Annotated in this window: 27 protein-coding genes; 17 read left to right on the forward strand and 10 right to left on the reverse strand. The window is 61.7% G+C overall.

Features of this window, described 5'->3' with window-relative positions; translation table 11 throughout:
* Positions 1–10: 10 nt before the first annotated feature.
* Positions 11–712: a GlcG/HbpS family heme-binding protein gene (locus tag MOP44_RS25405; RefSeq protein ID WP_260793344.1), complete on the reverse strand. Its 702-nt coding sequence runs from the start codon at positions 710–712 to the stop codon at positions 11–13.
* 247 nt (positions 713–959) lie between these two features.
* Complete coding sequence (locus MOP44_RS25410) at positions 960–1,736, reverse strand: GlcG/HbpS family heme-binding protein (RefSeq protein WP_260793345.1); 777 nt, start codon at positions 1,734–1,736, stop codon at positions 960–962.
* A 170-nt stretch (positions 1,737–1,906) separates the two neighbouring features.
* On the opposite strand from MOP44_RS25410, the gene yihA reads away from it, so the two are divergent.
* Positions 1,907–2,494 carry a ribosome biogenesis GTP-binding protein YihA/YsxC gene (gene yihA, locus MOP44_RS25415; protein WP_260793346.1) on the forward strand — a complete coding sequence of 196 codons (588 nt, stop codon included), beginning with the start codon at positions 1,907–1,909 and terminating at the stop codon, positions 2,492–2,494.
* Between the two features lie 16 nt (positions 2,495–2,510).
* Here the strand turns inward: yihA and MOP44_RS25420 are convergent, their stop codons facing one another.
* From MOP44_RS25420 to MOP44_RS25435, 4 genes are all read right to left on the reverse strand, one after another.
* On the reverse strand, positions 2,511–3,167 hold the full coding sequence (locus MOP44_RS25420) for a hypothetical protein (RefSeq protein WP_260793347.1): 657 nt from the start codon (positions 3,165–3,167) through the stop codon (positions 2,511–2,513).
* Positions 3,168–3,285: 118 nt separating this feature from the next.
* Positions 3,286–3,699 (reverse strand): type II secretion system protein, encoded by a 414-nt coding sequence (locus MOP44_RS25425; RefSeq protein ID WP_260793348.1) that lies wholly within the window; start codon positions 3,697–3,699, stop codon positions 3,286–3,288.
* Positions 3,700–3,715: 16 nt separating this feature from the next.
* Positions 3,716–4,183, reverse strand: a complete 468-nt coding sequence (locus MOP44_RS25430; RefSeq protein WP_260793349.1) for a prepilin-type N-terminal cleavage/methylation domain-containing protein — start codon at positions 4,181–4,183, stop codon at positions 3,716–3,718.
* A gap of 1 nt (position 4,184) precedes the next feature.
* Entirely contained in the window at positions 4,185–7,007 is a 2,823-nt protein-coding gene (locus MOP44_RS25435; protein WP_260793350.1) for a cohesin domain-containing protein, read from the reverse strand.
* A gap of 88 nt (positions 7,008–7,095) precedes the next feature.
* Between MOP44_RS25435 and smpB the strand changes: the two genes are divergently transcribed.
* A complete protein-coding gene (gene smpB / locus MOP44_RS25440) occupies positions 7,096–7,656 on the forward strand; it encodes an SsrA-binding protein SmpB (RefSeq protein ID WP_260796706.1) in 561 nt (186 codons plus the stop codon).
* Here smpB and MOP44_RS25445 read toward each other — a convergent pair.
* The gene (locus tag MOP44_RS25445) at positions 7,653–9,251 is read right to left on the reverse strand and encodes a B12-binding domain-containing radical SAM protein (protein ID WP_260793351.1); all 1,599 of its coding nucleotides are present in this window, start codon (positions 9,249–9,251) and stop codon (positions 7,653–7,655) included. The two genes, smpB and MOP44_RS25445, sit on opposite strands and share 4 nt — an antisense overlap.
* 231 nt (positions 9,252–9,482) lie before the next feature.
* Here MOP44_RS25445 and MOP44_RS25450 point away from each other — a divergent pair, with 231 nt between their 5' ends.
* Positions 9,483–11,009, forward strand: a complete 1,527-nt coding sequence (locus MOP44_RS25450; RefSeq protein ID WP_260793353.1) for a leucyl aminopeptidase — start codon at positions 9,483–9,485, stop codon at positions 11,007–11,009.
* A gap of 46 nt (positions 11,010–11,055) precedes the next feature.
* Here the strand turns inward: MOP44_RS25450 and MOP44_RS25455 are convergent, their stop codons facing one another.
* On the reverse strand, positions 11,056–13,080 hold the full coding sequence (locus MOP44_RS25455; protein ID WP_260793354.1) for an arginine--tRNA ligase: 2,025 nt from the start codon (positions 13,078–13,080) through the stop codon (positions 11,056–11,058).
* An 82-nt stretch (positions 13,081–13,162) separates the two neighbouring features.
* Here MOP44_RS25455 and MOP44_RS25460 point away from each other — a divergent pair, with 82 nt between their 5' ends.
* From MOP44_RS25460 to atpC, 12 genes are all read left to right on the forward strand, one after another.
* Positions 13,163–13,519 (forward strand): hypothetical protein, encoded by a 357-nt coding sequence (locus MOP44_RS25460; protein ID WP_260793356.1) that lies wholly within the window; start codon positions 13,163–13,165, stop codon positions 13,517–13,519.
* A 4-nt stretch (positions 13,520–13,523) separates the two neighbouring features.
* Entirely contained in the window at positions 13,524–15,842 is a 2,319-nt protein-coding gene (gene metG, locus MOP44_RS25465; RefSeq protein ID WP_260793358.1) for a methionine--tRNA ligase, read from the forward strand.
* 97 nt (positions 15,843–15,939) lie between these two features.
* Positions 15,940–16,803, forward strand: coding sequence for a hypothetical protein (locus MOP44_RS25470; RefSeq protein ID WP_260793359.1), 864 nt, complete (start codon positions 15,940–15,942; stop codon positions 16,801–16,803).
* Between the two features lie 66 nt (positions 16,804–16,869).
* Positions 16,870–17,127 carry a type II toxin-antitoxin system VapB family antitoxin gene (locus MOP44_RS25475; protein ID WP_260793361.1) on the forward strand — a complete coding sequence of 86 codons (258 nt, stop codon included), beginning with the start codon at positions 16,870–16,872 and terminating at the stop codon, positions 17,125–17,127.
* 20 nt (positions 17,128–17,147) lie between these two features.
* Positions 17,148–17,561 (forward strand): type II toxin-antitoxin system VapC family toxin, encoded by a 414-nt coding sequence (gene vapC / locus MOP44_RS25480; RefSeq protein WP_260793362.1) that lies wholly within the window; start codon positions 17,148–17,150, stop codon positions 17,559–17,561.
* A gap of 469 nt (positions 17,562–18,030) precedes the next feature.
* Positions 18,031–18,489: a F0F1 ATP synthase subunit B family protein gene (locus MOP44_RS25485; protein ID WP_260793364.1), complete on the forward strand. Its 459-nt coding sequence runs from the start codon at positions 18,031–18,033 to the stop codon at positions 18,487–18,489.
* Positions 18,486–19,307 (forward strand): ATP synthase F0 subunit B, encoded by an 822-nt coding sequence (locus tag MOP44_RS25490; RefSeq protein WP_260793366.1) that lies wholly within the window; start codon positions 18,486–18,488, stop codon positions 19,305–19,307. The genes MOP44_RS25485 and MOP44_RS25490 overlap by 4 nt, the downstream gene beginning before the upstream one ends.
* Positions 19,307–19,846, forward strand: a complete 540-nt coding sequence (gene atpH, locus MOP44_RS25495) for an ATP synthase F1 subunit delta (protein ID WP_260793368.1) — start codon at positions 19,307–19,309, stop codon at positions 19,844–19,846. The genes MOP44_RS25490 and atpH overlap by 1 nt, the downstream gene beginning before the upstream one ends.
* Positions 19,847–19,968: 122 nt before the next feature.
* Positions 19,969–21,504: a F0F1 ATP synthase subunit alpha gene (gene atpA, locus MOP44_RS25500; RefSeq protein ID WP_260793370.1), complete on the forward strand. Its 1,536-nt coding sequence runs from the start codon at positions 19,969–19,971 to the stop codon at positions 21,502–21,504.
* Positions 21,505–21,608: 104 nt separating this feature from the next.
* On the forward strand, positions 21,609–22,673 hold the full coding sequence (gene atpG / locus MOP44_RS25505) for an ATP synthase F1 subunit gamma (RefSeq protein WP_260793372.1): 1,065 nt from the start codon (positions 21,609–21,611) through the stop codon (positions 22,671–22,673).
* A 65-nt stretch (positions 22,674–22,738) separates the two neighbouring features.
* Complete coding sequence (atpD, locus tag MOP44_RS25510; RefSeq protein ID WP_260793374.1) at positions 22,739–24,181, forward strand: F0F1 ATP synthase subunit beta; 1,443 nt, start codon at positions 22,739–22,741, stop codon at positions 24,179–24,181.
* A 114-nt stretch (positions 24,182–24,295) separates the two neighbouring features.
* Complete coding sequence (gene atpC / locus MOP44_RS25515; protein ID WP_260793375.1) at positions 24,296–24,727, forward strand: ATP synthase F1 subunit epsilon; 432 nt, start codon at positions 24,296–24,298, stop codon at positions 24,725–24,727.
* A gap of 67 nt (positions 24,728–24,794) precedes the next feature.
* Here atpC and MOP44_RS25520 read toward each other — a convergent pair whose 3' ends face one another.
* Positions 24,795–25,250 carry a hypothetical protein gene (locus MOP44_RS25520; protein ID WP_260793377.1) on the reverse strand — a complete coding sequence of 152 codons (456 nt, stop codon included), beginning with the start codon at positions 25,248–25,250 and terminating at the stop codon, positions 24,795–24,797.
* 158 nt (positions 25,251–25,408) lie between these two features.
* Here MOP44_RS25520 and MOP44_RS25525 point away from each other — a divergent pair, with 158 nt between their 5' ends.
* Together MOP44_RS25525 and MOP44_RS25530 are read left to right on the forward strand one after the other, a co-directional pair.
* On the forward strand, positions 25,409–25,726 hold the full coding sequence (locus MOP44_RS25525) for a hypothetical protein (protein WP_260793378.1): 318 nt from the start codon (positions 25,409–25,411) through the stop codon (positions 25,724–25,726).
* 153 nt (positions 25,727–25,879) lie between these two features.
* A complete protein-coding gene (locus MOP44_RS25530; protein ID WP_260793380.1) occupies positions 25,880–26,209 on the forward strand; it encodes a hypothetical protein in 330 nt (109 codons plus the stop codon).
* A 16-nt stretch (positions 26,210–26,225) separates the two neighbouring features.
* Here the strand turns inward: MOP44_RS25530 and MOP44_RS25535 are convergent, their stop codons facing one another.
* Complete coding sequence (locus MOP44_RS25535; protein ID WP_260793382.1) at positions 26,226–26,552, reverse strand: metal-sulfur cluster assembly factor; 327 nt, start codon at positions 26,550–26,552, stop codon at positions 26,226–26,228.
* Positions 26,553–26,555: the final 3 nt, after the last annotated feature.

Below are 26,555 nucleotides of genomic sequence, written 5' to 3' on the forward strand. Positions count from 1 at the left end.
ACGGGATGGTTTAGCGAATAGTGGGAAGGCTCGCTGAAATCGTCTTGGCGGCTTCGCTGCAGACGGGGTGTCCCCATCCGCTGGCGCTGACGCCGATAGCGAGACCGGACGCGGGTGCGATGTCGTAGACGATGTTGTCGGGGCGGCGGGGATCGCTACTGACACCGCCGGGGACGTGGTCGAGATTGAGCGTGTGCCGCGTGCGCCATGCGATGTTGTGGTCGGCGCAGGAGGAGTCGCCGCTCACGCCGAGGGCGCCTACCAGTTCGCCTTTGGAGTTGTAGAGCGCGAGGCCGCCGCCGAAGACATTCACGCCTCCGATGCGCTTGCCCACCATGGGGTCGTTCTCCTGACCATAGCGCGTGGGGTCTCCACCGTAGGCATAGTTCGTGTCAACAGGGTTGCTGTGCTGCAGGCCGAAGAGGCTGCCGCCGGGCTGCACTGCGCTGAAGAGCTGCGCAGTTGAAAGCGCGAGTTTAGGCAGACTGAACGCATTGGCGGTGTTGGCCTTTTGCGCGGAGATGACGCGGCTGCCAGGCCACTGCGATCCGCGATCAGCGCCGGTGAACGCGACCGCGCACACCACTCCGTCGCGATCGACGATGGTGGCCCACATATCGAGGTTGAAGCCGCCGTTGTCCAGGTTGCGGGCCGCGGTGAGAGCGGCCTTCAGGTCGCTCCAGCCGGGCAGGTTCTTGCATGCATTGTCCATGGAGAAGTCCTTTCGGGTGGCCGCAAGAGAGACGCAAAGGGAAGCCGGAAAAAGGAGTACTAGCACTCTCTGGGCCGCCCCCGAAACTAGCATGGTGGTGAGGGGAGAAGCAAACGGAAAGTACCGCCCGGCTGAACGCCACAACCGCGCGTGTCAGGTCCAGAAAAAGCGGCGCTTCCGGTTGGTACGAGAGCGCCGCTGTTGCTTGGGGAAATCCATGGGAGTCGAGAGTGGAAGGCGAGGGTCCCTACTGCACGGCAGGCAGGCTCGCCGAAATGGTTTTCGCCGCATCGCTGCAAACGGGGTGTCCCCATCCGCTCGCGCTTGTGCCGATCATCAGGTCGGCGGCTGGTGTGATGTCATACACGATGTTGTCCGGGCGGCTTGAGTCAGGACCGACGCCGCCGGGTACAAAATCGAGGTGCAGAGAGTGCCGGGTGCGCCAGGCGATGTTGTGATCTGCGCAGGAGGAGTCGCCGCTGACGCCGAGCGCGCCGATCAGTTTGTGCTGAGCGTTATAGAGAGCGAGCCCGCCACCGAACACGTTCACGCCCCCAATGCGCCCGCCGACCATGGGGTCGTTGTGCTGGCCGTAGTTTCCTGCATTGCCGCCATAGGCAACCATGGTGTCCACGGGATTGCTGTGCTGCAGGCCGTAGAGACTTCCGCCCGGCTGCACCGCGCTGTAGAGGTCTGCCGTGGAGAGTGCGAGGTTCGGGAGACTGAAGGCGTTCGCGGTGTTTGCCTTCTGCGCGGAAATGACGCGGCTTCCGGGCCATTGCGATCCACGATCAGCTCCGGTAAATGCTACGGCGCAGACCACGCCATCGCGGTTCACCACCGTACCCCACATATCGAGGTTGAAGCCACCGTTGCTCTGGTTGCGTGCTGCCACGAGAGCCGCTTTGAGCTGGCTCCAGCTGGGCAGGTCTTTGCAGGCATCGCGATCGCGATCAGCCTGCGCGAGCGCCGGCATGGCAGAACACAATGCCAGCGCAAGGGACAAAAAGGTCTTCTTTGTCATAAGGGGAAGTCCTCTCAGGGCGGACAGAGAGACTCTTCGACAGAACTTCGGAGGGGGCCCGCGGACTCTCTGAAGGCCGCCCGCACCGTACCACGGCCTCGCTTCGACATGCAATTGCAAACTTGCACAGAGGGGGCCGGGCTCGCAGCGCAGGATATGCTCAAAGAGGAATGAAGTACACGACGCAGTTTCTTCTTTCGGCGATGGCGCCGGAGCAGTTCCCTTCTCCGTCGGTGCCGGAGATTGCTTTTCTTGGCCGCTCGAACGTGGGGAAATCGAGCCTGTTGAATGCGCTGGCGGGCGAGAAGGCGGCGAAGGTTTCGTCAACGCCAGGACGCACGAGGGCGATTAATTTCTTCGCGCTGAACGATGAGAGCCAGCGCCGGAAGATCGTGTTTGCCGACCTGCCGGGTTATGGCTACGCGAAGATTTCGAAGTCGATCTCGGCTGAGTGGCCGAAGTTCATTGAGCCGTATCTAGCCGAGCGCGAGACGCTGGGGCTGTGCGTGTGCCTGGTGGACTCGAATGTGCCTCCGCAGAAGCGCGATGCGCAACTGCTGGACTGGCTGCGCAGCGTGGATCGCTACTTTGTTGTGGTCGCGACCAAGGTTGACCGGCTCAGCGGTAACGAACGCACGCGGAATCTCGCGGCCTTGCGCAAGGGGCTCGGCATCGATGAGATTGTTCCCGTTTCGGCGAAGACTAGTGCGGGCATCAAGGAGCTTTGGGCGCGGATCGAAGGCGTAGAGGTCGAGTAGCGAAAAGCAGGAATGCTCAGGGCCGGGCGAGTTCCGCGGCGATGGAAGAATCACACGGCACGGAACGAATGCGCCGGGCCTGCGGGCCGAGATAACGATGCGCGAGCCGCAGCCATCGGCGCGCAGCGTGATCGCCTGCGGGAATCAATGCTAGCGCACGTTGCTCCAATTCGGCTGACGGCGACTGGGCTGTGACGAGCGAGTGACCGACAGGCGGGGCGGTTGCGTGAACAAGCTGCGCGCCCTGCGAAACGAATGCCGCGACAGCGTCACTCTCGCGCAGCAGGTCGGGAAGGACGCCGCGTTCTGTCATCTCAGCTACAAGCTGCGCATGCGATGCGCTCACGGCAACTGATACACCGTTGTGCTTGCGAAGCTCGTTTTTTAGGATGCGGAGCGCTTCATCGAGGGACGTGACAAGAAAATCAACTATGCCGTCGCGAATGGCGGATCGCTGCGCCTGCGTATCGCTTGCCGCGCTGAGCGAGGCAGCGCCGGCGATATTGGCAGCGCGCACCAGCCGCGCACCCTCCTGGTCGAGTTCGCCTGCGTAGAGTAGCTTTCCGCCCAAGCCGGATTCCGGGTCGAGATCGCTCGCCAAGACTGCGTAATACGCGTAGACGGCTTGGAGTTCAGCTTGAAGAGCGGGGTCGATTGAAACTGGAATCGGCATGCTTGCTCTACGTTAAAACAGTTGCTCGGAGGGTGCATCCGGGGCCGGCGAACAGCAGATTCCCTGCGGGAATGACAGAAAGAAAAGCAAAGAGCAAAGCAAGTGCAGCAGCAAGCCTTCACCAGGCGGAGTAGGGCTGGCCGTCGGTGCCCTGGTCCTGACTTCCGGAGTGCACGTTGTCGATGCCGGGGTCGGTCTGGTCGGTGCTGTGAAGATCGGTGCCCTGGTCCGTCACCCAGGTCTCCTTGCTGTGGGTCATGGGGTCTTCAGGAATGGCCTTGAGATAGCCCTCCTGGACGAGGTCATCGAGCGACTGGGGAGCTTTCTGCTTGTCGGCGGTGTAGGAGTCGATGGCGACGCGGATGGTGTGCAGGTCCTCGCGCAGCACGGCTTCGCGGGCCTGCCGGATGGCGGCCTGGTAGGCAGGGACGGCGACCACGGCGAGAATCATGATGATCGCCAATACGACCATCAGCTCTACCAGCGTGAAGCCTTCGCTGCCCCTGGTTCGACTTTTGCGCGCAACGTTCAAGAATTACCCCTCGGCCCTACCAGTCGGAATACTTGGTTCCATCGAGAGCCGTACCCTGCGATTTCGAATACACATCAAAGACGCTCTGGCCGCCGAACGAATCCGATTTTGGATCGTCCTGCATGGAGCGCATTCCCCACTCTGCGTTGCCGGTCATCGGATCTACCGGAATACGGCGGAGGAACTTCACCTTCTTGCCCTGGATATCGACTCCTTTGACTAACGTGTCGAGATCGGGCGGATAGTTCTGGCTGTCGACCTTGGTCTGGATCGCGCCCTTGTCGGCCGCGTCCTTGTACTTGTCGATCGCGTCGCGCATGGTCCACAGATCATAACGGAGCTCGCGTTCCTTCTCACGCTTGATCTGGAATCGCGTGATGGGGATCGCCGCAGAGGCCAGGATGGCGAGGATGGCCGCCGCGACGATGAGCTCAACCAGAGTGAGCCCCCGTTCGCCTTTCCGGATTGGCAGCGCGCGCCTCATCCTATTTCACCGTGATGCTGACCTGGGAGCCGCGCGCCGGCACCTGCTTCTGCGCGCTCGACATCGCTCCCGGCTTGGAGATGACGACGAGCGTGGGACCGGCAGCCTTGGCCTGGAAGGTCAGCATGCAGACTACGCCCGCTCCGTTCATGCCGGCTGCACCGGGAGGTCGCGATGCGTTCACCGAGATGGTTCCGGGCCCGTCGTCGCGATGTACCAGCGCAACCGCCTGGCCGTCGCGGCTGAGGAAGTCGCCCTGCCCCACATTCACAAGCGAGAGCTTTGCGGGATCGTACTGGATTTGCAGGGGCGTGGAGACGACGTCGGATGCGCCGCTGATCACGACTGGGAGTTGGAACGTGCTTCCGTTCGTCACGGGACCGGGCGCGGTCAACATGAACCTGGTTCCTCCGCCCTGCCCGCCGGCATCGGCCACAGGCGGAGTACCGGGACTGGCGCCAAGCGGGCCGGGCGGAGCCGCGGCCGGATTGGTCCCAGGGTTCGGAGGCGTGGTCGCGCCGGGACTAGCGCCTGGATTCGCCGCTGGACTAGCACCGGGATTCACCGTTGCTGGATTCGCGGAGAGTGGCGCTGCCGGATTGCCTTCCGGAGTGGTTGATGACATGCCGGGCGGCGGTCCCGGCGGTGGCACGGGAGGCTCGGATCCGGTTGTAGTCGTCGTGGGCTGCTTCACCTGCAGATTTGGCTGGGGCACTTCCTGCGTGCCACCCGCTGCCTGCCTGAGCTGGTCGAGAGCCTGGGGCGCGGCTGCTGCGGCATTCGCGGCACCCGGCACGGTTGCAAGGCCCGGCTGGGGCTGCATCACGGGCGGATGTGGCGCGATCGATTGCGTCGTCACCGGCTGAAGCTGCGCGGGCGAATTCGCTCCGGGGCCTTCGGCCGCGATGCGGCGGAGTTCAACGTTCTGGGTGCCCGGACCTGTATCGATGGCGCGGAGATTCTCCGGCGTGATGTCTGTTCCGCGAACGATGTGGGGGACCATCAGGAACACGACTTCATCGTTGGAGATCTGGTGGTCCTTCGAGCCGAAGATGTACTTGAGAATCGGTATGGAGCTGAGCCCCGGAATGCCGCTCCAGCTCACCTGGTCCTGCTGATTGAGAATGCCGGAGAGGATGTTCGCTTCGCCTTCTTTCAGGCGCACTGTTTCCTCTGAGGCCTTCTGCGCAATGATGGGCTCGGTGACGCCACTGATGGTGACGTTCCCGGCCTGCGCGGTAACGGACATCTTGGTCTTCAACGTGATGTCGCGATCGGCATGCACGGTAGGCGTGATTTCGATTTCAACGCCGACATCGATGTACTGGAACTGCGTGTTCACCAGCGAGCTGACCAGGGCTGTAGCTGCTCCGGTCTGATAAGAACCGGTGGCGATGGGGATACGCTGGCCGATCTTGAGGCTGGCCTTCTGCATGTCGGTGGCGCGCAGGCGCGGATTCTGCAGGATGCGCGTGTTGGAATCCGTCAGCAGCAGGTTCGCCGTCGCGGTACCGATGGTCACCGCAAAGTTGGTGGAATTGAGATGTGCCAGGTCGTACAGCGTCGGACTGGTGGCGGTGGTCGTCGGCGTACAGTCCGTGCTGCCTTGGGGGCAAGTATTCGAACTGGTGGTGCCGGACTGAATGGAGACGCTGGCGCTGGCCGGCCACTGGATGCCGATGTTGCGCTCCCAGTTCTTGCTCACTTCCATCACCGCAACATCGACTACGACTTCAGGCCGGGCCTTATCGAGATCGCTGATGAGCTTTTGTGCAAGCAGCAACTCGTCGGGCGTTCCGCGAACCACAAGCGCGTTCTGGCTGGCGAGCCCGTAGACCTTCACCTGGGTGAGCACGTTGCGGATCGCGGTCTGAACGTCGTTGAGGTCGTTCTGCTGCCAGGCGTTGGTGAGGTAGAAGGTCTGAACGGCCTGCTCATCGAGCTCAGTTCGCTTTGACCGCGTGTTCTGCGCAACGAAGATCGTGTTTGAGGTGATGGGACGCCAGAAGGTATTCGAGAGCACTCCCACGATGCGCAGGGCGTCCATCAGCGTGGAGTTGGTCAGGTCTACCTGGATGCGCTTGGAGTTGTAGTCGGGGTCGAAGAGGACGTTGATGCCGGCGGCCTTGCCGATCGCCTGGTATACCGTCTTGGCGTCCTCGGTGTAATGCAGGGTGAGAGGCTCGTTGGTAACCGGCTTCAGTTGGACGGGTGCGCCGATGGTGGCCAGTTCCTGCGCCTGCATCTGCTGAGGCGTCATGGGCGGCTGCCCGGTGGGCGGCTGGGTCTGCCGCTGGCGAATGGCCGCGATCTCCTGGCCTGCGGCTTCGTTGGCGGGATCGATCTCGGCGGCGTGCAGGAACTCAGTCAACGCGCCCTGGTCGTCGCCGGCCTGCACAAGCTGGTGGCCTTTGAGCATGTGGACGGCGGATGCCTGCCCGCGAACGCGATACATTGCCTCGCGGATGCGGATGTCCTTGGGATTCTTGTTGGCCGCCTGGACGTAGTCGTTGTAGGCGGTGTCCCAGTCCTCGCGCTGCTCGGCCTGCTGGCCATGCTTGTAGAGCTTGCCGGAGGACTCGTGGGATTGCGCGGGCGCATCCATCTGAGCACCCGCCTGCATCGTAAGCGGGCCGACGGGAATCAAAAAGAGGAAGAAGGCAATCCAGAATGCGTGTCTGGGGGCAGCCGGAAAACCAGCGCGGTTCATCGAACTCCCTGGCGTGCCTGGGGTCAGCGGGCCGTCTGCAGCGCCAGCATAATCGGCTGCGAGTCGGCTGATATGGCCGCCCTGTACGCGATTGTTGTGGGGGTGGTCCCCCATCCAACGTAGGCTCATTTTAGCAAAGCCCCATGACACCAGGGCTGTATAACGCCCCGGTGCTAGGATGAAGATTCAAGGACATTTGACCATGCCGCGCCAGACCACCCACGTCATTAATACCGCCGCCCGCTCCGCCGCACCCAAAACGGCGCGCCCGCGCGATCCCGTGGCTTCCGGTGAACGCGATGCTGCCCAGAACCGGCGCGCCAGCCACGATTATTTCCTGCTGGAGCGCTATGAAGCGGGGATTGCCCTGCGCGGGACGGAAGTTAAATCCATCCGCGAGGGCAAGGCAAACCTCAAGGACGCCTACGGTCTGATCAAGGACGACGAGGCGTTTCTTCTGAATGTCCATATAGGACCTTATTCTCACGGCAATATTGCCAATCACGACGAGACCCGTACGCGCAAACTCCTTATGCACCGCGAAGAGGTCCGCAAGCTACTGTCTAAGACGCAGGTTAAGGGGCACACGCTCATCCCAACCCGGCTCTATTTCAAAAATGGCCGGGTTAAGTGCGAACTTGCACTGGCGAAAGGCAAGCAGGACTGGGATAAGCGGGAGACCGAGCGCAAGCGGGAAGCCGACCGCGAAGCGCGGTCGGCCATTAACGCGAGCAAGCATCGGACCAGCCGCCACAAGGACTAATCGCCTAACCCGGAATCAGCTGCATGCCCTTTAGGATGCACATCGCCGCCCAGAAAGGCGGGCCGCAGCAGCTTCGGCAATGGAACCTCCCATACTGGTGACTTCAGCTCGGGCATGGGCGACGCCCGGAACAGCTTCTTGCATTGCCGTGCCGTCCAGCGAGCCCATCTTTTCGACTTCTTCCGCCGCGCGCTGTCCGTAGATATACCTGTTCCCGCGTACATCTGGCGATAGAGCTTCGACAGAAAGACAAAGGCGATGCGCGCCCGCAGATTGGGCGTGCAGGCCGATCGTTCCCAGACCGGACGCCAGGCATAAAACCTGTCCCAGACCTTTTGGGTGCGATCCCGGATCTCGTCCGAGCTCATGGTGGGATGGGGCGTGAACATCTTTGGCCGAACTTCAGTGGGGATGAGCCAATAGCGCGTAAGGGGAACGTCTCCCACGGCCGGGGGTGGGACAGGCTGCTGCTTCTCCCAGCGTCCGAAATCCACGGTGCCTGGGAAGGGCGTCATCATCACAAACTGGGCAAACGTCACTCCCGCCTTGAGCGCCATCTCCACCGTCGCGTCAAAGGTGGCCGCCCGATCGGTGGGCAGCCCGAAGATGAACGATCCCAGCACATGCACGCCGTGCTTCTTGAAACTCTGCAACTGCCGCGCCAGCGCGTCTCCGGAGTAGTTCCAGTCCTTGAAGACCGCCTTCAGGCCCTCCGGCGTGACGGCTTCGACACCTACCAGGGCTCCTTTGATGTTGGCGGCGCGCATGGCATCCAGAAAGTCGCCGTCCTCGCCGGCCTCCATGGTGATCTGGGTGAAGAAGACCATGTCCTTGGGCAGCTTGGCCAGTTCCTCCATGAGTTGGAATCGCTCCTTCCGGATCGCCGTCAACTCCGCCACTCGCGCGGCGTTGCCCTGCTCGCTGGCCAGGCGCAGGTCGGTTTTGGTGACGGGGTAGAAATTGTCGTCGGCGAGTGCGATGTAGCGGAATCCGATTCGCCGCAGAGACACGATCTCATCGATCACCACCTGGTGTGGCCGCTGGCGTGGCTGCTGCCCGTCGGTACGCCATACGCTGCAAAAGGAGCAATGCTTGGGGCAGCCGCGCACCGTCTGCACTGATGCCCACATATATTTGTCGGCCTGCATCAGATCCCAACGGGCCGCTAGAAAATCCGTGCCGCCTATGCGCCCGCCCTCGTAGATCCGCTCCGGGGTTCCCGCAAGACAGTCTTTGACCGCCTTGCCCCAGGCGATGTCGCCATCGCCTTTGACCACGGCATGCGCTTCCCCGTGCTCAAATGCCTCCTCGGGAAACAAGGTGGCATGAATGCCGCCGTAGACCACCCACGCGCCACGCGCCCGCGCCATGCGCCCCACCCGATAGCCGCGCAGCGCATTCCCGGTGTGGACACTGATCCCTACAATATCGCCGGCCGCGATGCTCTCCGGCTTGATCTGCTCCAGGGACTCATCGGTAAGGATGGGCTCGCCAGCAACCTCAGGAGTGGCCGCCGCCAATACAAATAGCCATCGGGGCGTGATAACTGCTGTTCCAAACGAATTGTCGCTGGGGTTTACAAGATGAACGCTCAAATCATTGCCTTTCCACGTACGGTGAGTCGCAAAAGCGAGTGTGGAAGATGCGATGAGCGTGGTCGAGGCGTGCTTGGCGCCGAAGGCTCGGTACTTGAATGTATCCGGTTAATCATACAGAGAACTGACGCCTTGAAGAACCCGGGTAAACCCTCACTCCGCTCGGCCCTCGCTCAACGGCTGTCTTTCTTGCCGGTTGCCTCTGCGGCGTGAGATGCAATAATCCCGGTTATGCGTACGGAATTGTCTTTTTCTCCACTTTCCCAAATTGAGACTGAGCTGCTGGCTGTTACGGCTGTGGACACGCAGACCGCCAAAGGGCCGGATGCCAAGCCCGCGCCCGAGTTGCTGACCGGAGATGGCGCCGTGAATGAAGCGGCCGCCGCCGTGCTGGCGAGCGGCGAGTTCAAGGCTGGACCCAATGAGACGCTGCTGCTGCACGCGCCCGCCGGGCTGAAGGCCAAGCGACTGCTGATCATTGGCCTGGGCAAAGAGGCTAAGGCCACCGCGCACGCCGTTCGCAACGCCTCGGGAACGGCTGTCCGGTTCACCAAGCCGCGCGGAATTCGCAAGGTGGTGTTTGCCTTGCCCGAGGCTGACATTCTGCCGCCAGGGCCGTGCGCGCGCGCCGCCGTGGAAGGCGCATTTGTGGGCGATTTCGACCCCGACACCTACCGCAGCGATCGCAAAGACCTGAGTGTGCAGTCGTTCACCGTAGCGGCTCCGGGAGCCGATAATGCTGCTGCCGAATCGGGATTCGGGGAAGGAGTCATCATCGGCGAAAGCCAGAACTTCGCGCGCACGCTGGTGAATGAGCCGGGCAACAAGCTCACGCCAACCGAGTTCGGCCGCCGCGCCGCGGAGATGGCTCGCGACGCCGGCCTGAAGTGCGAAGTAGGTTCGACGGACAAGATCAAAGAGCTGAAGATGGGTGCGTTCTGGAGCGTAGCGCAGGGCTCTGAAGAGCCTCCGGCGCTGATCGTGCTGCGCTATGAGCCCGAGGGCGTGACGGACGGGCCTGTGCTGGGCCTGGTCGGCAAGGGCATTACGTTTGATACGGGCGGCATCTCCATCAAGCCCTCGGACAACATGGAGAAGATGAAGTACGACATGGCGGGCGGAGCTGCCATGCTCGGCGCCATGCGGGCCATCGCGCAACTCAAGCCGAAGGTCCGTGTGATCGCTATTGTCTGCGCCTCAGAAAACATGCCGGACGGCAAGGCCCAGAAGCCCGGCGATGTGCAGACCGCCATGCCGCTCTCATCCGACAAGCCAGGCAAGACTATCGAGATTATTAATACGGATGCGGAAGGAAGGCTTGTCCTGGCCGACGGCATCACCTACGCGCGGCAGCTTGGCGCAACGCATCTGATCAACGCTGCCACGCTCACGGGAGCGATCGGCGTGGCTCTCGGCACGCACAATGCTGGCGCGTTTTCGAATGACGACGCGACGTATGCGAAGTTCCAGGCCGCTCTTGAAACTTCGGGCGAGAAGTTCTGGCGCATGCCGCTCGGAGACGAGTACGCGGACATGATTAAGAGCGACATCGGCGATATCAAGAACACCGGCGGGCGCTACGGTGGAGCCATCACCGCAGCCGAGTTCCTGCATGTCTTCGCTGAAGACACGCCGTGGATCCATCTCGACATCGCCGGGATGGCCTGGATGGAAGACGCCAAGCCATTCATCGCCAAGGGGCCGACGGGCGTTGGGGTGCGGTCGATTCTGGAGTGGGTGAGAAGTTACGGCTCGTAGCCAGTAGCCGGTAGCTTGTAGCTGCGGGCTACCGGCTATCGGCTATCTACATCGCTTCGGGCGATTCGATCCCCAGCCAGCCAAGCACCGTCACCAATTCGCGCAGCGTCACCGCTGCGGTCGCCAGCAGGAATGTCTTCTTGGCCGGGTCTTCTTCGGTGAGGATGTGGTGATGGTGATAGAAGTTCGAGAAGTCCTGCGCTAGCTGGAATGCGTGCTTGGCGAGGTGCATGGGCTCGGAGGAGGCAATGGCCTGTTGCAGCACTAGAGTGCGCTGCCCCGCGCGAAGCCAGAGCGCCCAGATGTCTTCGTTGTCTTCGCCTGAGAGATGGGCGGCTAACTCCGATATGCCCGCCAGCTCTGCGAGCACCGTTTCTGGCGTCGTTCCGCCCTTGCGGAAGATGCTGCGAATGCGCGCGGCTGCGTACATCAAGTAGGGTCCCGTCTCGCCTTCGGGCGAGAGGGCCATGTCCTGATCGAATGCGATGACCGAATTGCGGCTGAAGCGCAGCATGTAATAGCGCAGGGCTCCGTAGGCAATCTTCTCTGCGACCGAGGTGACCTGCTCGGCGGTCCAGTCGGCGTGGCGCTTCACGACTTCGGATTTGGCCGCCTCGATCATCAGGTCCATCAGGTCGTCAGCCTTTACGCCGAAGCCCTTGCGGCCGCTGATCTCGATATACGGCCGCGCCCGATCTTCATCGGTGAGCGAGTAGCCAAGCTGTGCCGCATAGCTTGGCGTCAACGCCACCATCTCGTAGCCGAAATGCGTGTAGTGGTCGGCCTGATCTGTGTGCCCCATGCCGCGCAGCGCCTGGATCACGTTCGCCTGCGGATCGGCCTGGCGTGAGTCGATCACGTTGTAGATCGCGGTTGCGCCGCCGAAGTGCGGATGCGGCTCGATACCGTGCTCGGTCGAAATCCAGCACTCGTGATTGGGATAGGTGAAGAACGGCTTGTAGCCGAAGTCGCGGCCCAGCAGGCCAAACTTCCAGAGGTGATACGCAATGTCCTTGCCGACGTAGGTGACGGTGCCGTTCGAGCGCACGATGACCTTGGCGTCTTCATCAAGCTCGCCTTCGGCAATCTCCGCACCCGGCCTGCGCATCACCCAGCAGCCGCTGTTCTTGCCCTTGTCCTCGAAGTAGAGAACGCCCGTCTGCTTCAGCAGTTCGAAGGCCTTCTCCCAGAACTTCAGGTGCAGAATCTCGCTCTCGCGCGGAAGGAAGTCGTATTCGATGCCGAGGCGCAGCATGGTTTGCAGGTGGCGGCGCAGAACCGCAGTCGAAATCAGCTCGGCAACTTCGGCCGTTTCGTTGCCGCCATGCTCGATCAGGTGCAGCGTGTCGTACCGCAGCTTCTTGCGCTGCGTGTTCTCTTCGTCGGTCCCGCTGGTGTACCACTGGCCGGCGCGCGTGTAGAGATCCCAGCAGTAGTAATCAATGCCGGCGGTGTGGGCACCTGCGACACCTGCGGTGTGGCCAACTGCGCCTTCGGCGCGACGTTCGCAGTCTGCGATGAGGTTGCGGATTTCGGAGAGAGATTTCTTTTCGATGTGGAGGAAGCCGACGGCGACATCGGCCACCTGCACGCCGGTGTTGTCGATGTAGTTCTGAACATCGACCTTGTTGCCGGCGGCCCGAAGCAGGCGCACAAACGAGTCGCCGAGGATGGCGTTGCGGAGGTGGCCGATATGCGCGGCCTTGTTGGGGTTGATGCTGGTGTGCTCGACGAGGACGTGCCCCTGCGCGGACGGCTGGGTCTCCTGGCCGGCCGCAATCGCGCGAACGCACTGGCCGCGATCCATGCGCGCATTGATGTATCCCGCGCCGGCGACTTCGAATCCAGCGAAGGCCTCAACCGAGCCGAGTTCCGCCACGATCTCCTGCGCGATCATCTTCGGCGCCTTGCGCAGCGTACGGGCGAGTTGCAGCGCGATGGGCGTAGCCAGTTCGCCGAACTTCAGGTCCGGCGGAATCTCAACTGGGATGTTCTCGATCGTCAGATCGTACTTGCGTTGGAGAGCATCGCGCAGATGCCCGGCGAGCCGCTTTTGCAGTTCCAGATACACGTAGAAAGCCTCTGAAATCCCTTGATTTACAAGGTGATTCTATCAGCAGGGCCAGTACCGGGCTCACTGGTACAGTCATCTCATGTCGGATGAGGAACAAGAGCCTGTCCTAACCAGTTGGGAAGCTGCCCAAGCCAAGATGCGACGGGTGGTCGCCGCGAGTTCTGATCCTTTCGATTTGGCGACTGTTCGGAATGCCGAGTACCTTTTCACGGCTTGCCGAGATCGGATCCAAGCGCCGGTCGAAGTTGAAAAAGGATACTGGAGCACAATCTGCGTCTGGTGGGAGGGGATTGAGGTTGAAGTCTTCGACGATCGTTATGAGCTGTATGTCTTTCGGGATCGCGCCACTGATATCGAATACTTCGCGATGAGTTCTGAAGAACCAGTCCCGGAGAAGCTGGTCGAGCGTTTGCCGTGCCTTAAGATTGAAGGTTAGACCAATGGCCGATCCCAAGACGCAAAGCTCGCACTTCTACCTGACCACGCCCATCTACTACGTGAACGCGCGGCCGCACCTGGGCCATGCTTACTCGACGATCGTCTGTGATGCGATTGCACGCCGCAAGCGCGCACTCGGAATCGATACATGGTTCCTTACCGGCACCGACGAGCACGGGCAGAAGATCGAGCGCTCCGCAAAGCTCGCCGGCCGCACGGAGATGGAGTTCACAACTCACATCTCCGGCGAGTTCCGCGCGCTGTGGGACCGCCTCGACCTGACTTATGACGACTTTATCCGCACCACGGAGGAGCGCCACAAGCGCGGCGTGCAGCGTCTCGTCGCCACCCTGCGCGACCGCGGCTTCATCTATAAGAGCACCTACACGGGCCAGTACTGCGTTTCCGACGAAGCGTGGCAGGACGTCGATCCCGGCGCGCCCTGCCCCACCTGCGGACGCATCACCGAAACCGTCAGCGAAGAAAACTACTTCTTCAAGCTCTCGGCATTCGAGCGCAAACTGCTCGAGTTCTACGAAGCGAATCCCGGCTTTATGCAGCCCGAGTCGACGCGCAAGGAAGTCATCTCGTTTGTGCGCAGCGGGCTCAAGGACCTCTCCATCAGCCGCACCAGCGTGAAGTGGGGTATACCGGTTCCCGGCGACGACAAACACGTGATCTACGTCTGGCTCGACGCGCTGGCCAACTACATTACGGCGCTCGGCTATGGTTCCGACGACCCCCAAGACAAGGCGCGCTTCGAAAAATTCTGGCCCGCCGACATGCACCTCATCGGCAAGGAGATCAGCCGCTTCCACTGCGTGTACTGGCCGGCGTTCCTGATGGCCGCGGGGCTGCCTACTCCGAAATCCGTGCGCGCCAATGGCTGGCTGCTCTTTGATGACACCAAGATGTCGAAGTCGCTGGGCAACATTGTGCGGGCTGAGACGGTGGATGAGGTGCTCGGCGCCGATGCGCTGCGGTACTTCCTGCTGCGCGAGATTCCGTTTGGTTCCGACGGCAGCTTCACCTTCGACGCGCTGGTGCGCCGCTACAACGGCGACCTCGCCAACGGCTACGGCAACCTGGTCAGCCGCGTCGTGAACATGATGCACAAGTACTTCGGCGGCGCGTTGCCCGATCCGGGCGCGACCACCGAGGGCGAGATGAACCTGCGGGCGGCCGCGGAGAGCACCATTGGCGACTTCGGTCCGCTCTTCGACGATCTGCAATTTTCTGAAGCGCTGAAATCGCTGTGGGCACTCGTCGCCGAGACGGACGGCTATCTAACCGCTAATGCTCCATGGAAGAAGCCGGCCGACCGCACCGATGCCGACCACACGGCGCTGCAGGCGCGGGTGCTGGCCACGGCCGCCGAGGCGATCCGCGTGATTACGGCGCTGGTCTATCCCATTCTGCCCGCCTCGGCATCGAAAGTATGGTTGCAGCTTGGCCAGGGAGAGCTGGCCGATGCGGCAAAGCACGGATTCCTGAAAGACCTCACGTGGGGCGGCCTGAAGCCCGGCACTCAATTCGGCGAGCCCGCGCCGCTCTTCCCCCGCGCAGAAAAGGACGCAACGGAACGTATGCAGAATCTCGAAAACCAGAACAACGCAAGCGCCGTGGATGCGGCCGCGGGCAAGCCGGTATCGCCCGGCAGCGCTCCGGCCTCGACATCGGTGGAATCATCCTCGGCTCCGTCTACTGGAAACGCCAAGTCTGAAGAGCCGGTGACGCCGTCGACGAAGGCGCCGCATGGCCCCAAGCCCGTCGATACGGCCAAGGTGCATGAGGTATCCAAGGACATCGCCTCGGCCCGTGTGAAAACCGAGCCCAGTGCGGCTGAAACTGGAGAGAAACACGTAAACCCTAGCCAGGCTCCGCAGCCTGGCGCTTCGGCGACTGGTACGACGGCAAGCGGCACCGCAGCGGCTACCCCCGGGCACGGGGCTGCGGAGCAATCCGCCCCGGACTATACTTCAGCCTCATCTCCCGTCATCAGCATCGACGACTTCGTAAAGGTGGACCTCCGCGTCGCCCAGGTGCTCGTCGCCGAGCGCATTCCCAAAGCGGACAAGCTGCTGCGCCTGGAGGTCGATCTCGGCTACGAAAAGCGGCAGATCCTCGCCGGAATCGCGATGTATTACGAGCCCGAGAAGCTGATCGGCCGCAAGATCGTGATTGTCGCCAATCTCGCTCCGCGCAAGATGCGGGGGCTGGAGTCGAACGGCATGTTGCTGGCAGCTTCCCTGCCGCCGGATGGCAATCCTGTGCTGGCTGGTTTCCTGGAAGATGTACCGCTGGGCGCGCGGTTGAAGTAGCATCCGAATTTCGAGCACCGGCTTCGCAAAATACCGGTGCTCCCCACACAATCCAGAAGCGCGCTATTCTTTGTTCTCGGAGCAAGAACCAAGAATTATGAACCCCGCAGGTTGGACGCGCCTTCTGGCTTCGACAGCCGTGTTTCTCCTTTCCGTGTCGACCGCCCTTGCAATTCAACCCACCTGGGCCAAGAAAGCCGTCGCCTTCCCGAGCCGATGTGGACTTGAAGAAGGAGCGGCCGCGAGAACCGGTTTGCGAACCGCGCTCGCTCCCCCTTCCATGGCCACATCCTGCAAGCCGATCCGGATTCCTTCGCCTGATAAGCAGCTCTCCATCGAAATCGAGTACGGCAAGGTTGAAATCGACCAGGATGATCACATGCTCATCGCATCGTTTCGGCTCCATCTGCGCGATGGCTCAATCCGCGAAGGCTCCTTCCCCGATGGCTTCCAGAACATCGACTTGCTCTGGTCGCCCGACTCGAAGGCCTTCTTCGTGAACGGCGGAAACGGCGGAGGATATTGGGGCTTCTTCGTCTACGTCTACCACGTCGACGATTCCGATCTGGAGCCCGTCAATATCATGCGCATAGCCCAACTCGATATGGTGAAAACCTTCCCGCCCTGTCGAGCCTCCTACCTTGATCGCGAAGAATGTGTCTACCTCGAAAAGGAGCCGGACGCCAACATGTCCGGCATCGACTGGGCCGGTGACTCCTCCGCATTCATCGTCATGGCTGAAGTTCCGTGCAGCGGCGGACATGGCGGCATCATGTGCCAGGTTATGGGCTACAAACTCGACGCAAAAACCGGAGCCATCCTTGAGCGGATGCCATCCCCTCATTTCAAGCACGAGTGGCAGCCCGGCATGGCCTTCCGCTTTCATATCCCCGACCCTCCGGAATACTGCGAAAAAGGAAATTCGAAGCAGATTCCTGGTTGCATCGGGCACGACTGGTGATCGGCCCCTTCCGTCCCGCGCCTATACACATAAAGCGTGCTATCCTTACACATCGGAAGGCACGCCATGCGCACCAACATCGACATTGACGACAAGTTGATGAAAGCCGCCATGAAGGCCACCGGCGCCACAACCAAGAAAGCCGCCGTGGAAGCCGCATTGCGCAAAGTCGTCCAACTCAAGAAACAGGAACGCATTCTCCGGCTCTTCGGAAAAGTGCAATGGGAAGGGGATCTCGATGCCATGCGCGAGAGCCGCTTCCCCGAGTGGCACGGGCTCCCCGATAAACCTCTATCCAAACAGGCGGACGAGGACGCTGCGTAGCCGAATCGGAACGCCACAAAATGATCATTGTCGATACGTCAGTCTGGATCGAGTTCCTCAGAGGCAGCCTCACCGCCGAGACCAGATGGCTCCGAAACGCGCTCGTCCAGAATCAAGAGCTTGGCCTGACCAGCCTGATCCTTTGCGAGGTCTTGCAGGGAATCCCACAGGAGCGCCAATTTCGCGAAACTCGGGAGTATCTTTCATCACTGCCCGTGTTCGAAGCGAGCGATGAAGAAACCGCGGTCGCCGCGGCGGAGAACTACCGGGCGCTCCGCGCACTGTCGTTCACTGTGCGCAGCACTATTGACTGCATGACAGCTACATTTTGCATACGCGAAGGTTATGGCCTGCTTCATCGCGATCGTGATTTCGCCCCATTCAGCAAACACCTCAAACTCGCGGTGGTCGATCCTGTGCCCACCGGATCGTAATCTGTCACAAATGCGAGTTGGCCCGCGGCACACGCGGGCCTTCTTATGGGTGCAAGACTCGTATGCGCTGCCTGCTTCTTTTTGCCGTGGAAGATTTACCGCAGAAATTAAGAAGCGGGCTGCCGAAATCGGGAGTGGAAGGAGTTCCCGAAACCGGCCGCCCGCTGGACCCTGAACCGGGTCTAGGTGGTATGTGTAGTGTGGCCCTATCGGCCGCAGAAATCAAGTAGAATCTCGGAGGCGAAAGTCACGCGAAAACTGCTTTGAGCGTACCGAATGGTGATGCTTCACTCACCCGGCTGTGATGGCCGTCATTCTCGCGTGTGATATGGCCGGAAATCCACTGTTTTCATGGGTCCGGCGCGTTGACCGCTTAGGGTTTGGCCTGATAGAAATGGGTGTTCAATCAATTCAGTTTTTGTATCTAACCATCCGTAACTAACCGCCTGAACGAATAGCCGATACCAGCATGGACGAAATTCTTCAACAAGTCGGGACCCTTCTGCTCGGCGCCATACCTACGGCGCTGCTGTTCATCGTGCTGGTCCTGGCATATCAGTTTCTGATCCAGGGGCCCCTCAGCCGCACGCTGAAAGAACGCCGTGCGCGCACCCAGGGAGCCGTCGAGGAAGCCCATAAAGCGATTGCCCGGGCCGAAGAGCGCGCCCAGGAATACGCCAACAAGCTCCGCCAGGCGCGCGCGGAGGTCTACAAGGCCCGCGAGCAGCGCATCAAGCAATGGAGTGCGGAACGCGATGCGGCGCTGGACGCCGCCCGCCTTGCCGCCGGACAACGGGTCAGCCAGGCCAAGACCGAATTGGAAGCCCAGGCTGCCCAGGCACGTCAGGCTATCCAGGCATCTGCCGGCGAGCTGGCCAGCCGGGTCGTTCGCGCCGTTTTGCCCGTGGCCGCCGGGGGTACGCGTTGAAGCATCTGCAGGGTACAACTACCGATCGTCTTTTCGCTTTTGTCCTGATGGCCGGACTGGCCACGGGCGTGGCGTTCGCGCCGGTGCGCGCGTTCGCCCAGGAAGCCAATCCGTCCGCACCCGTGAAGTCACAGGCCGACTCACACGGCCAGGCTGGCCTTCCGGCCCAGCCCGGCCAGGAGAAAGCCGAGGAAGAAGAAGAGCACAACGTCTTCCGCCACAACTCGCTGGTGCAGGCCATTTCTGACGCTGTCTTCAAGGACGACAAGAACGCTACCGATCCGGAACAAAAAGCGCGCCGCGACGAGCACATCGAGAAGACCGCCCGCACCTTCGAGTGGGTCAACTCGCTCATCCTGATCCTCTGCATCGTGATTCCGCTGGCGAAGATTCTGCCGAAGATCATTCGGCGCCGCTCGGAGACGCTCAAGCAGAATCTCCAGGAAGCCCGCAAAACCACGGCCGACGCGAATACGCGTCTGAGCGCCGTGGAAGCGCAGCTCGCCCGCCTGGACGAGGAGATCGCGCAGATCCGCGCCAACGTCGAGTCGGAAAGCAAGCAGGACGAGGCCAAGATCAAGGCCAGCATTGAGGAAGAAAGCGCCCGCATCGTGGCCTCAGCCGAGCAGGAGATCGCTTCGGCGTCCGCGCAGGCACAACGCGCCTTGCGTCACTTCGCAGCCGAGCTCGCGATCGACAATGCAGCGCGCCAGCTCACGCTCTCGCCCGAAGCCGACCGCGCTCTCATCGCACAGTTCGTCAACGATGCGAATCATAATGGCGCATCTAACGGCGGAGCCCAGGGAGGAAAACGCTAATGGCAGCCTTTGTCTCCCACTACGCCCGCGCCCTCGCCGATGTGGTTCTGCAGGCGAAGCTTGATATAGCCGGCATCGACCGGCAGATCAATGACTTTCTGGCTGCCTGGGACTCGAGCCCGCAACTGCGGGAAGTTTTCGAAAATCCGGCCATCTCTGAGGCTCAGAAGGTTACGGTTCTCGACAAGATGAACGCGAAGCTGGGCATGATTCCGCAGCTCCGCAACTTCATCGCCGTGCTCATCCGCAATGGCCGCGTCGCCCACGTGCGCGAAGTCATCCAGGCTTATCGCACTGAGTTGCAGGAGCGCCAGGGCGTCCGGCAGGCAGAGATCGTAACGGCCCGCGAACTGGGCGAACAGGAACGCAATTTTCTGCTGGCGGGCGTAGGTCAGCTTGCCGGCGCAAAGATTCAGGCTACATTCAAGCTCGACCCGTCGATCCTCGGCGGAACCGTCGTCCGCATCGGCTCTACCGTATACGACGGCTCCGTAAAAGGACGGCTGGAGCGCTTGAGAGAAGAATTGGTGGCGGGCTGAGAGCCCGCCAGTACCTAGTTCACAGTTCATAGTTCACAGTCTTGGGAAGTGGACTCGGAGCTGGATCACACTGTGAACTGCGAACTACGAACTGTGAACTAAGAACCGCAAGGAACTTGCACATGGCTCAGATCAAGGCAGACGAGATTACGCAGATACTTCGCGAGCAGATCGCGAATTACGACTCGAAGGTGCAGGTCGACGAAGTCGGCACCATCACCTCCCTCGGCGACGGCATCGCCCGGATCCACGGCCTGGACAAGGTCATGGCCGGCGAGCTGCTCAGCTTCCCCCACGGCATCGCGGGCCTCGCCCTCTCGCTTGAAGAGGACTACGTCGGCGCCGTCATCATGGGCGAGTACACCGAGCTCAAGGAAGGCATGGAGGTCAAGCGCACCGGCAAGATCCTCTCCGTGCCCGTGGGCGAGGCCATGATCGGCCGCGTGGTCAACACGCTCGGCCAGCCCATCGACGACAAGGGTCCCATCGCCACCAAGGACATGCTCCCCGTCGAGCGCCTTGCCCCCGGCATCATCGACCGCCAGGGCGTGCGCGAGCCCATGGCCACCGGCCTCAAAGCCATTGACGCCATGATTCCGATCGGCCGCGGACAGCGCGAGCTGATCATCGGTGACCGCCAGACCGGCAAGACCGCCGTCCTGCTCGACACCATCATCAATAACGCCAAGAACGACCTGATCTGCATCTACTGCGCCATCGGCCAGAAGCGCTCCTCGATCGCCGGCGTGGTGCAGACGCTCACCGAAGCCGGCGCCATGGGCCACACCATCATCGTGGCCGCTTCTGCCTCCGAGCCGGCGCCGATGCTCTACCTCGCGCCCTACGCCGCCACCGCCATGGGCGAGTACTTCCGCGACAACGGCAAGCACGCGCTGGTGATGTACGACGATCTTTCCAAGCACGCCATGGCGTACCGCGAAATCTCGCTGCTGCTCCGCCGGCCGCCGGGCCGCGAAGCCTATCCCGGCGACGTGTTCTATCTCCACTCGCGCCTGCTCGAGCGCTCCTCGAAGATGAGCAAGGAGCGCGGCGGCGGTTCGCTCACCGCGCTGCCGGTCATCGAGACTCAGGCCGGCGACGTCTCCGCCTACATTCCCACCAACGTCATTTCGATCACCGACGGCCAGATCTTCCTTGAAACTGACCTGTTCAACTCCGGCGTTCGCCCGGCTGTGAACGTCGGCCTCTCGGTCTCGCGCGTCGGCTTCTCGGCGGCCATCAAGGCGGTCAAGCAGGTCGGCTCAACGCTGAAGCTCGACCTCGCCCAGTACCGCGAACTCGCGGCCTTCGCGCAGTTCGGTTCCGACCTCGATGCGCTCACGCAGAAACAGCTCAACCGCGGCCAGCGCCTCACCGAGTTGCTCAAACAGCCGCAGTTCCAGCCGCTCACCTGGCAGCAGCAGGCCATCGTTCTTTTCGCCGGGACCCAGGGCTATCTGGACGACCTGAAGATCAGCGAGATCCGGCCCTTCGAAGACGGCCTGCACAAGTACTTCGCGACCCAACAGTCGGCGCTGGTCGACGACCTGACGCAGAAGAAGCAGCTCGATGACGACCTGCGCAACCGCCTGCACGCAGCCATCAAGGACTACAAAGAGACCTTCAAAGCGCAGACCGCGGAAGCAGTAACGGCGTAAAGATGAGCTTCTAGCCTCTAGCTTCTAGCTGCTAGCTGGATTCGAGAGGCAGAAGCCGTGATGCAAAAGCTAGGAGCTAGAAGCTAGGAGCTAGCAGCTAAGAGATGGCCAACGTACTCGATCTTCGACGCCGCATCCGCAGCGTAAAAAACACGCGCCAGATCACCAAGGCCATGAAGATGGTCTCGGCGGCCAAGCTGCGCCGTGCGCAGGAGCGTGCGCTGGCTGCGAGGCCTTATGCGCAGATGATCTCCAGCGTGCTGGAATCGCTTACCCGGCGCATTGACATCTTCGATCCCGAGACCGGTGAGCTGCGCCACCCCCTCTTCATCACCCGTCCTGAGAAGCGCGTGCTGCTCATCGTGATCAGCGGCGACAAGGGCTTTGCAGGGGCGTTCAACGCCAACATCCTCAAGGCTTCGCTGCAATACATTGAGGCTGCCGGCGACAAGCAGATCGACATCGAGGCCATCGGCAAGAAGGGCCGCGACCTGCTTCGCCGCCGCTACCCCGCAGCCTCCTGCACCGACTGTTCGGAAGAACACCCGACCGGCCGTCTGGAGCGCAAGAGCGCCGTCGAGCTCATGCCCGACCACCCCGGCATGCTGCTCAAGCTCGAAGCCAGTCGCGTCTTTGAGCTCGCGCAGAGCATCGTCTCCCGCTACGTGCATGAGGATATCGACGCCGCCTACATCGTCTACAACGAGTTCAAGTCGGTCATCGCACAGCGGCTCGTGGTCGAGAAGCTCCTTCCGCTCATCAAGATCGGCAGCCACCAGCTCGCCGGGGTAATCGAGTTCAGCCCTGAGGAGTTGGAGCGCGCCGGCGAAGCCGCACGCACCGCCGGTGTTTCGCTCGAGCCCGCCGACACCGCAGAGGCCGACGAGGAAGCCAAGAAGTTCGGCACCGCGAACGTCGACTACATCTACGAGCAGTCGCCCGAAGAACTGTTCAACGGCCTGCTCCCGCAGTACATCGCTTCCCTGCTCTACCACGCCATGTCGGAGTCGGTCGCTGCAGAGCAGGCAGCCCGCATGACGGCGATGGATTCGGCAACCAACAACGCCACAGACATGATCGACGCCTACACGCTGCAGATGAACCGCGTGCGCCAGGCGGCCATCACCAAGGAAATCATCGAAATCGTTTCCGGCGCCGCCGCAGTGTAAGAATCAGCTCGTAGCCGGAAGCCCGGAGCTACGAGCTACAAGCTACAGGCTCAAGAGAAGGAACAATGGCACAAAACATCGGCAAGGTCATCCAGATTTCCGGTCCCGCGGTGGACGTTCAGTTCGACGAAGCCACGATGCCGCCCATCTACCAGGCGCTCCAGGTCACCAGCGAAGGCTTCAACACGCCTGTGCCCATCGACGTGATGCTCGAAGTCCAGCAGCACCTGGGCGAAGGCCGCGTCCGCACCGTCGCCATGCAGGCCACGGACGGCATGGTGCGCGGCATGAACGCCATCGACCTCGGCGGCCCCATCCGCGTTCCGGTAGGCAAGGAGACGCTGGGCCGCGTGCTCAACGTCATCGGCCAGCCGGTGGACGAACTCGGTCCCATCGGCGAAAAAGAGCGCAACCCCATCCACCGTCTCGCGCCCGCGTTCGACGAGCAGTCAACGCGCGAAGAGATGTTCGAGACCGGCATCAAGGTCATCGACCTGATCCAGCCCTTCCTCAAGGGCGGCAAGATCGGCCTCTTCGGCGGCGCCGGCGTCGGCAAGACCGTCGTCATCATGGAGCTCATCAACAACGTTGCCAAGAATCACGGCGGTTTCTCCGTGTTCGGCGGCGTGGGCGAGCGCACCCGTGAAGGCAACGACCTTTGGGTCGAAATGACCGAGTCCGGCGTCATCAAGCCCGGCAAATGGGAGGAGTCAAAGTGCGCCTTGGTCTATGGCCAGATGACCGAGCCGCCCGGCGCTCGCCTGCGCGTGGCCCTCACCGCTCTCACCGTCGCCGAGTACTTCCGCGACGTGGAAGGCGCCGACACCCTGCTCTTCATCGACAACATCTTCCGCTTCACGCAGGCCGGATCCGAAGTATCCACGCTGCTCGGCCGTATGCCCTCCGCCGTGGGATACCAGCCCAATCTCGCAACGGAAATGGGCGAACTCCAGGAGCGCATCACCTCAACGAGCAAGGGCTCGGTCACCTCGGTGCAGGCCGTATACGTGCCCGCCGACGACCTTACCGATCCCGCGCCGGCCACGACCTTCGCCCACCTCGACGCCACCACCGTGTTGAGCCGGCCGTTGTCTGAGCTTGGCATTTACCCCGCTGTAGATCCTCTGGCTTCCACCTCGCGCATCCTCTCCGCACGCGTCGTCGGCCAGGAGCACTACGACGTGGCCCAGGGCGTGAAGCGCATTCTGCAGCGCTACAAGGACCTGCAGGACATCATCGCCATCCTCGGCATCGACGAACTCTCGGAAGAAGACAAGCTCACCGTGGCCCGCGCCCGCAAGATCCAGAAGTTCCTCTCGCAGCCGTTCCACGTTGCCGAGCAGTTCACTGGAATCAACGGCCGCTACGTTAAGGTTGCCGACACCGTCCGGAGCTTCAAAGAGATCCTCGAGGGCAAGCACGACGACGTGCCAGAGCAGGCCTTCTACATGCAGGGCGCTATCGAGGAAGTCCTTGCCCAAGCCGAGAAGCTGAAGGCGACGGCGTAAAAACAGGGAATAGGGAACAGGGACTAGGGAGTAGAAGGCAAAAGCAACGGAACGAATCGCGGTTTGCTCTTCCCTGTTCCCTACTGCCTACTCCCTGGCGACTGAAAGGAGCCCATGGCTGATACATCCAACGAACTTCGGGTCCGGCTCGTCACTCCCGAGCGCATCCTCTTCGAGGCCTGCGCCGATGCCGTCGAGCTGCCCGCGAAGAACGGCTACATGGAAGTCCTCTACGGGCACGCGCCGCTGCTGGCCGAGCTTGGCGCGGGCGACGTTCGCCTGCACGGAGCCAAGGGCGGAGACATGCAACCCGAGCAAATCTACAACGTGAGCTGGGGCTTTGTCGAAGTGCTCCCCGACCGCGTCACCATTCTGGCCAACGATGCCCTCAAGCCGCAGGAGATCGACGTCAATCGCGCCCAGCAGCAGCTCGACCGCGGCACGAAGCTCTGGAACGAAGCCGGCGAAAGCGAGGAGGCATACGATCACGCCCTCCACGTCATCTCCGAAGCCGAAGCCAAGCTGGCCACCGCCCAGGAAAAATAACGCCTCCACTCCTTAATCAAAAGGCCCGCGCTCAGCGGGCCTTTTTCTCTTCCACCATCTTTGAACGCTATCCGTTAGGAGTTGCTGCCGCCGGTGCAGCCGACGCCCCGGTCCGCTTCAATTTGAGATCCATCGGCGGCTCTTCCTGCGGATCGGTCTGCGTCCATGTTCCCGTTAGCTCGTTGCCATCGGCGCTGACCGTTCCGGCGAGCGTGCCACGAATCTGCAATGTCTGCCCGTTCACGTCCACCTGGTCATCCACGGTTACGGTGATCTTGGAGTCCTTGAAGTCCGTCACCTTAGCCTTGATGCCCGTGACCCCTTCGTCATTATTGTCGAAGTTGGTTGTGACTGTGCCATCTGGAGCGGCGGTCACATGCCAGACGATATGAATCTCGTGGTCGCCGGCATTGATCACTCCCTCCCACACGCCGGCAAGCGACGCCTGGGCGTGGCAGAACGAACTCGCGATCACGAAAAGCGCGGCAGCAAGAACAAATCTCAACGGACGCAATATGCGCATCGATCTCCCTTTCTTTCACGGCACGCAGGCCCTGCGCCGCAATTGCGAAGTTGAAGATTCCCGGCCCGCACTGATCCATACGCGCGTCCGAGCAGCAAAGTTCAACCAGGTCGCCCGCTGTGCAAGGGGCCCCGCCAAGTCCTACAATGCTCAATGACATGGCGAAGCAGACCAAACCATCCGTTGAAGTGTTCGAGGTACCCTGTCCCGACTGCGGGGCGATGATCAAAATAGATGCGGCCACGGGACATGTCATCAGCCACACGCCCGCGCCGCGCAAGCGCACGTTTGAAGACCTGGAAACTGCGGCCAAGGCCATGCGCGAACGCGACGAACGCGCCGAGTCCATCTTCCGCCAGAGCGTCGACGCAGAGAAGAACAAAGCCGACCTGCTGGAGAAGAAATTCGCCGAAGCCCTGCGGAAGGCCAAGGATGCGCCGGAGGGCAAACCCCTGCGTGAGTTCGACCTGGACTGATCTGCGGCCCCGAGGCGCGCCCTCGGGCTACCGTCAGGCCTCGCACCTGCATCTGTTCCTGCATCGGCCATTTGCGCGAAGGACGCCAGCCGAAATTTACCCGCGCAGTCTCCCAGGAGCACCGCGGAAGGCAAGATCAATAAGGAGACCCAAATGAGCGCCGTGCTTCCAGCCGGAAATCAAGCCCACTACATCGAGTCGCACAACCGCAGCCACAACACGGACTGGATGCGCATCGGGGTGGGGGCCAGCCTGCTCACCGGCTCGTTGCTGCTTCTCACCGGCAAGCGCAAGGCCGGCCTGCTGCTCACGGCCGCCGGAACCGCCTTGGCCATGCTCGACAACCGCGAAGTCGTCGCCGAATGGTGGCAGGCACTGCCGCAGCACCTGCAGAAGGCCCAACACATCCTCGACCAGACCCAGCAGACCATCGACGACCTCACCTCGAAGCGCGACAAGATTTTCGAGATGTTCGGAAAGTAGCCTCTTCGGGAAGCCTTCAAATGCCAAGCTGACGCCGTCCCGCTTCGCTGATGCGGTGCGGCGTCCACTTCGGCTCCCACACCAGTTCCACGTCCACCTTTGAAATATGGGGGATGCTCGCCAGCCGGTTGTGCACCTGTTCGAAAATCAGGCCGCTGGCGGGGCACGCCTGCGTCGTCAGGGTCATCTTCACCTTCACCCACTGCCGTGGCCACATCGGCGTCGAATCCGGATCGGGTCCCGTTTCCACGCCATAGATCAGCCCCAGATCAACGAGGTTCAGCTTCACCTCGGGATCGAAGCAGTCCCGCAGAGCTGTGAAAATGTCGATTTCAGTAAGCATCTA

The sequence above is a fragment of the Occallatibacter riparius genome, assembly GCF_025264625.1.
Classification (GTDB): Bacteria; Acidobacteriota; Terriglobia; order Terriglobales; family Acidobacteriaceae; genus Telmatobacter; species Telmatobacter riparius.

Coding starts and splice junctions, on each gene's coding strand:
- MOP44_RS25405 (WP_260793344.1), bottom strand. CDS start 712: ATGGACAATGCATGCAAGAACCTGCCCGGCTGGAGCGACCTGAAGGCC.
- MOP44_RS25410 (WP_260793345.1), bottom strand. CDS start 1,736: ATGACAAAGAAGACCTTTTTGTCCCTTGCGCTGGCATTGTGTTCTGCC.
- yihA (WP_260793346.1), top strand. CDS start 1,907: ATGAAGTACACGACGCAGTTTCTTCTTTCGGCGATGGCGCCGGAGCAG.
- MOP44_RS25420 (WP_260793347.1), bottom strand. CDS start 3,167: ATGCCGATTCCAGTTTCAATCGACCCCGCTCTTCAAGCTGAACTCCAA.
- MOP44_RS25430 (WP_260793349.1), bottom strand. CDS start 4,183: ATGAGGCGCGCGCTGCCAATCCGGAAAGGCGAACGGGGGCTCACTCTG.
- MOP44_RS25435 (WP_260793350.1), bottom strand. CDS start 7,007: ATGGGGGACCACCCCCACAACAATCGCGTACAGGGCGGCCATATCAGC.
- smpB (WP_260796706.1), top strand. CDS start 7,096: ATGCCGCGCCAGACCACCCACGTCATTAATACCGCCGCCCGCTCCGCC.
- MOP44_RS25450 (WP_260793353.1), top strand. CDS start 9,483: ATGCGTACGGAATTGTCTTTTTCTCCACTTTCCCAAATTGAGACTGAG.
- MOP44_RS25460 (WP_260793356.1), top strand. CDS start 13,163: ATGTCGGATGAGGAACAAGAGCCTGTCCTAACCAGTTGGGAAGCTGCC.
- metG (WP_260793358.1), top strand. CDS start 13,524: ATGGCCGATCCCAAGACGCAAAGCTCGCACTTCTACCTGACCACGCCC.
- MOP44_RS25470 (WP_260793359.1), top strand. CDS start 15,940: ATGAACCCCGCAGGTTGGACGCGCCTTCTGGCTTCGACAGCCGTGTTT.
- MOP44_RS25475 (WP_260793361.1), top strand. CDS start 16,870: ATGCGCACCAACATCGACATTGACGACAAGTTGATGAAAGCCGCCATG.
- vapC (WP_260793362.1), top strand. CDS start 17,148: ATGATCATTGTCGATACGTCAGTCTGGATCGAGTTCCTCAGAGGCAGC.
- MOP44_RS25485 (WP_260793364.1), top strand. CDS start 18,031: ATGGACGAAATTCTTCAACAAGTCGGGACCCTTCTGCTCGGCGCCATA.
- atpH (WP_260793368.1), top strand. CDS start 19,307: ATGGCAGCCTTTGTCTCCCACTACGCCCGCGCCCTCGCCGATGTGGTT.
- atpA (WP_260793370.1), top strand. CDS start 19,969: ATGGCTCAGATCAAGGCAGACGAGATTACGCAGATACTTCGCGAGCAG.
- atpG (WP_260793372.1), top strand. CDS start 21,609: ATGGCCAACGTACTCGATCTTCGACGCCGCATCCGCAGCGTAAAAAAC.
- atpD (WP_260793374.1), top strand. CDS start 22,739: ATGGCACAAAACATCGGCAAGGTCATCCAGATTTCCGGTCCCGCGGTG.
- atpC (WP_260793375.1), top strand. CDS start 24,296: ATGGCTGATACATCCAACGAACTTCGGGTCCGGCTCGTCACTCCCGAG.
- MOP44_RS25520 (WP_260793377.1), bottom strand. CDS start 25,250: ATGCGCATATTGCGTCCGTTGAGATTTGTTCTTGCTGCCGCGCTTTTC.
- MOP44_RS25525 (WP_260793378.1), top strand. CDS start 25,409: ATGGCGAAGCAGACCAAACCATCCGTTGAAGTGTTCGAGGTACCCTGT.
- MOP44_RS25530 (WP_260793380.1), top strand. CDS start 25,880: ATGAGCGCCGTGCTTCCAGCCGGAAATCAAGCCCACTACATCGAGTCG.
- MOP44_RS25535 (WP_260793382.1), bottom strand. CDS start 26,552: ATGCTTACTGAAATCGACATTTTCACAGCTCTGCGGGACTGCTTCGAT.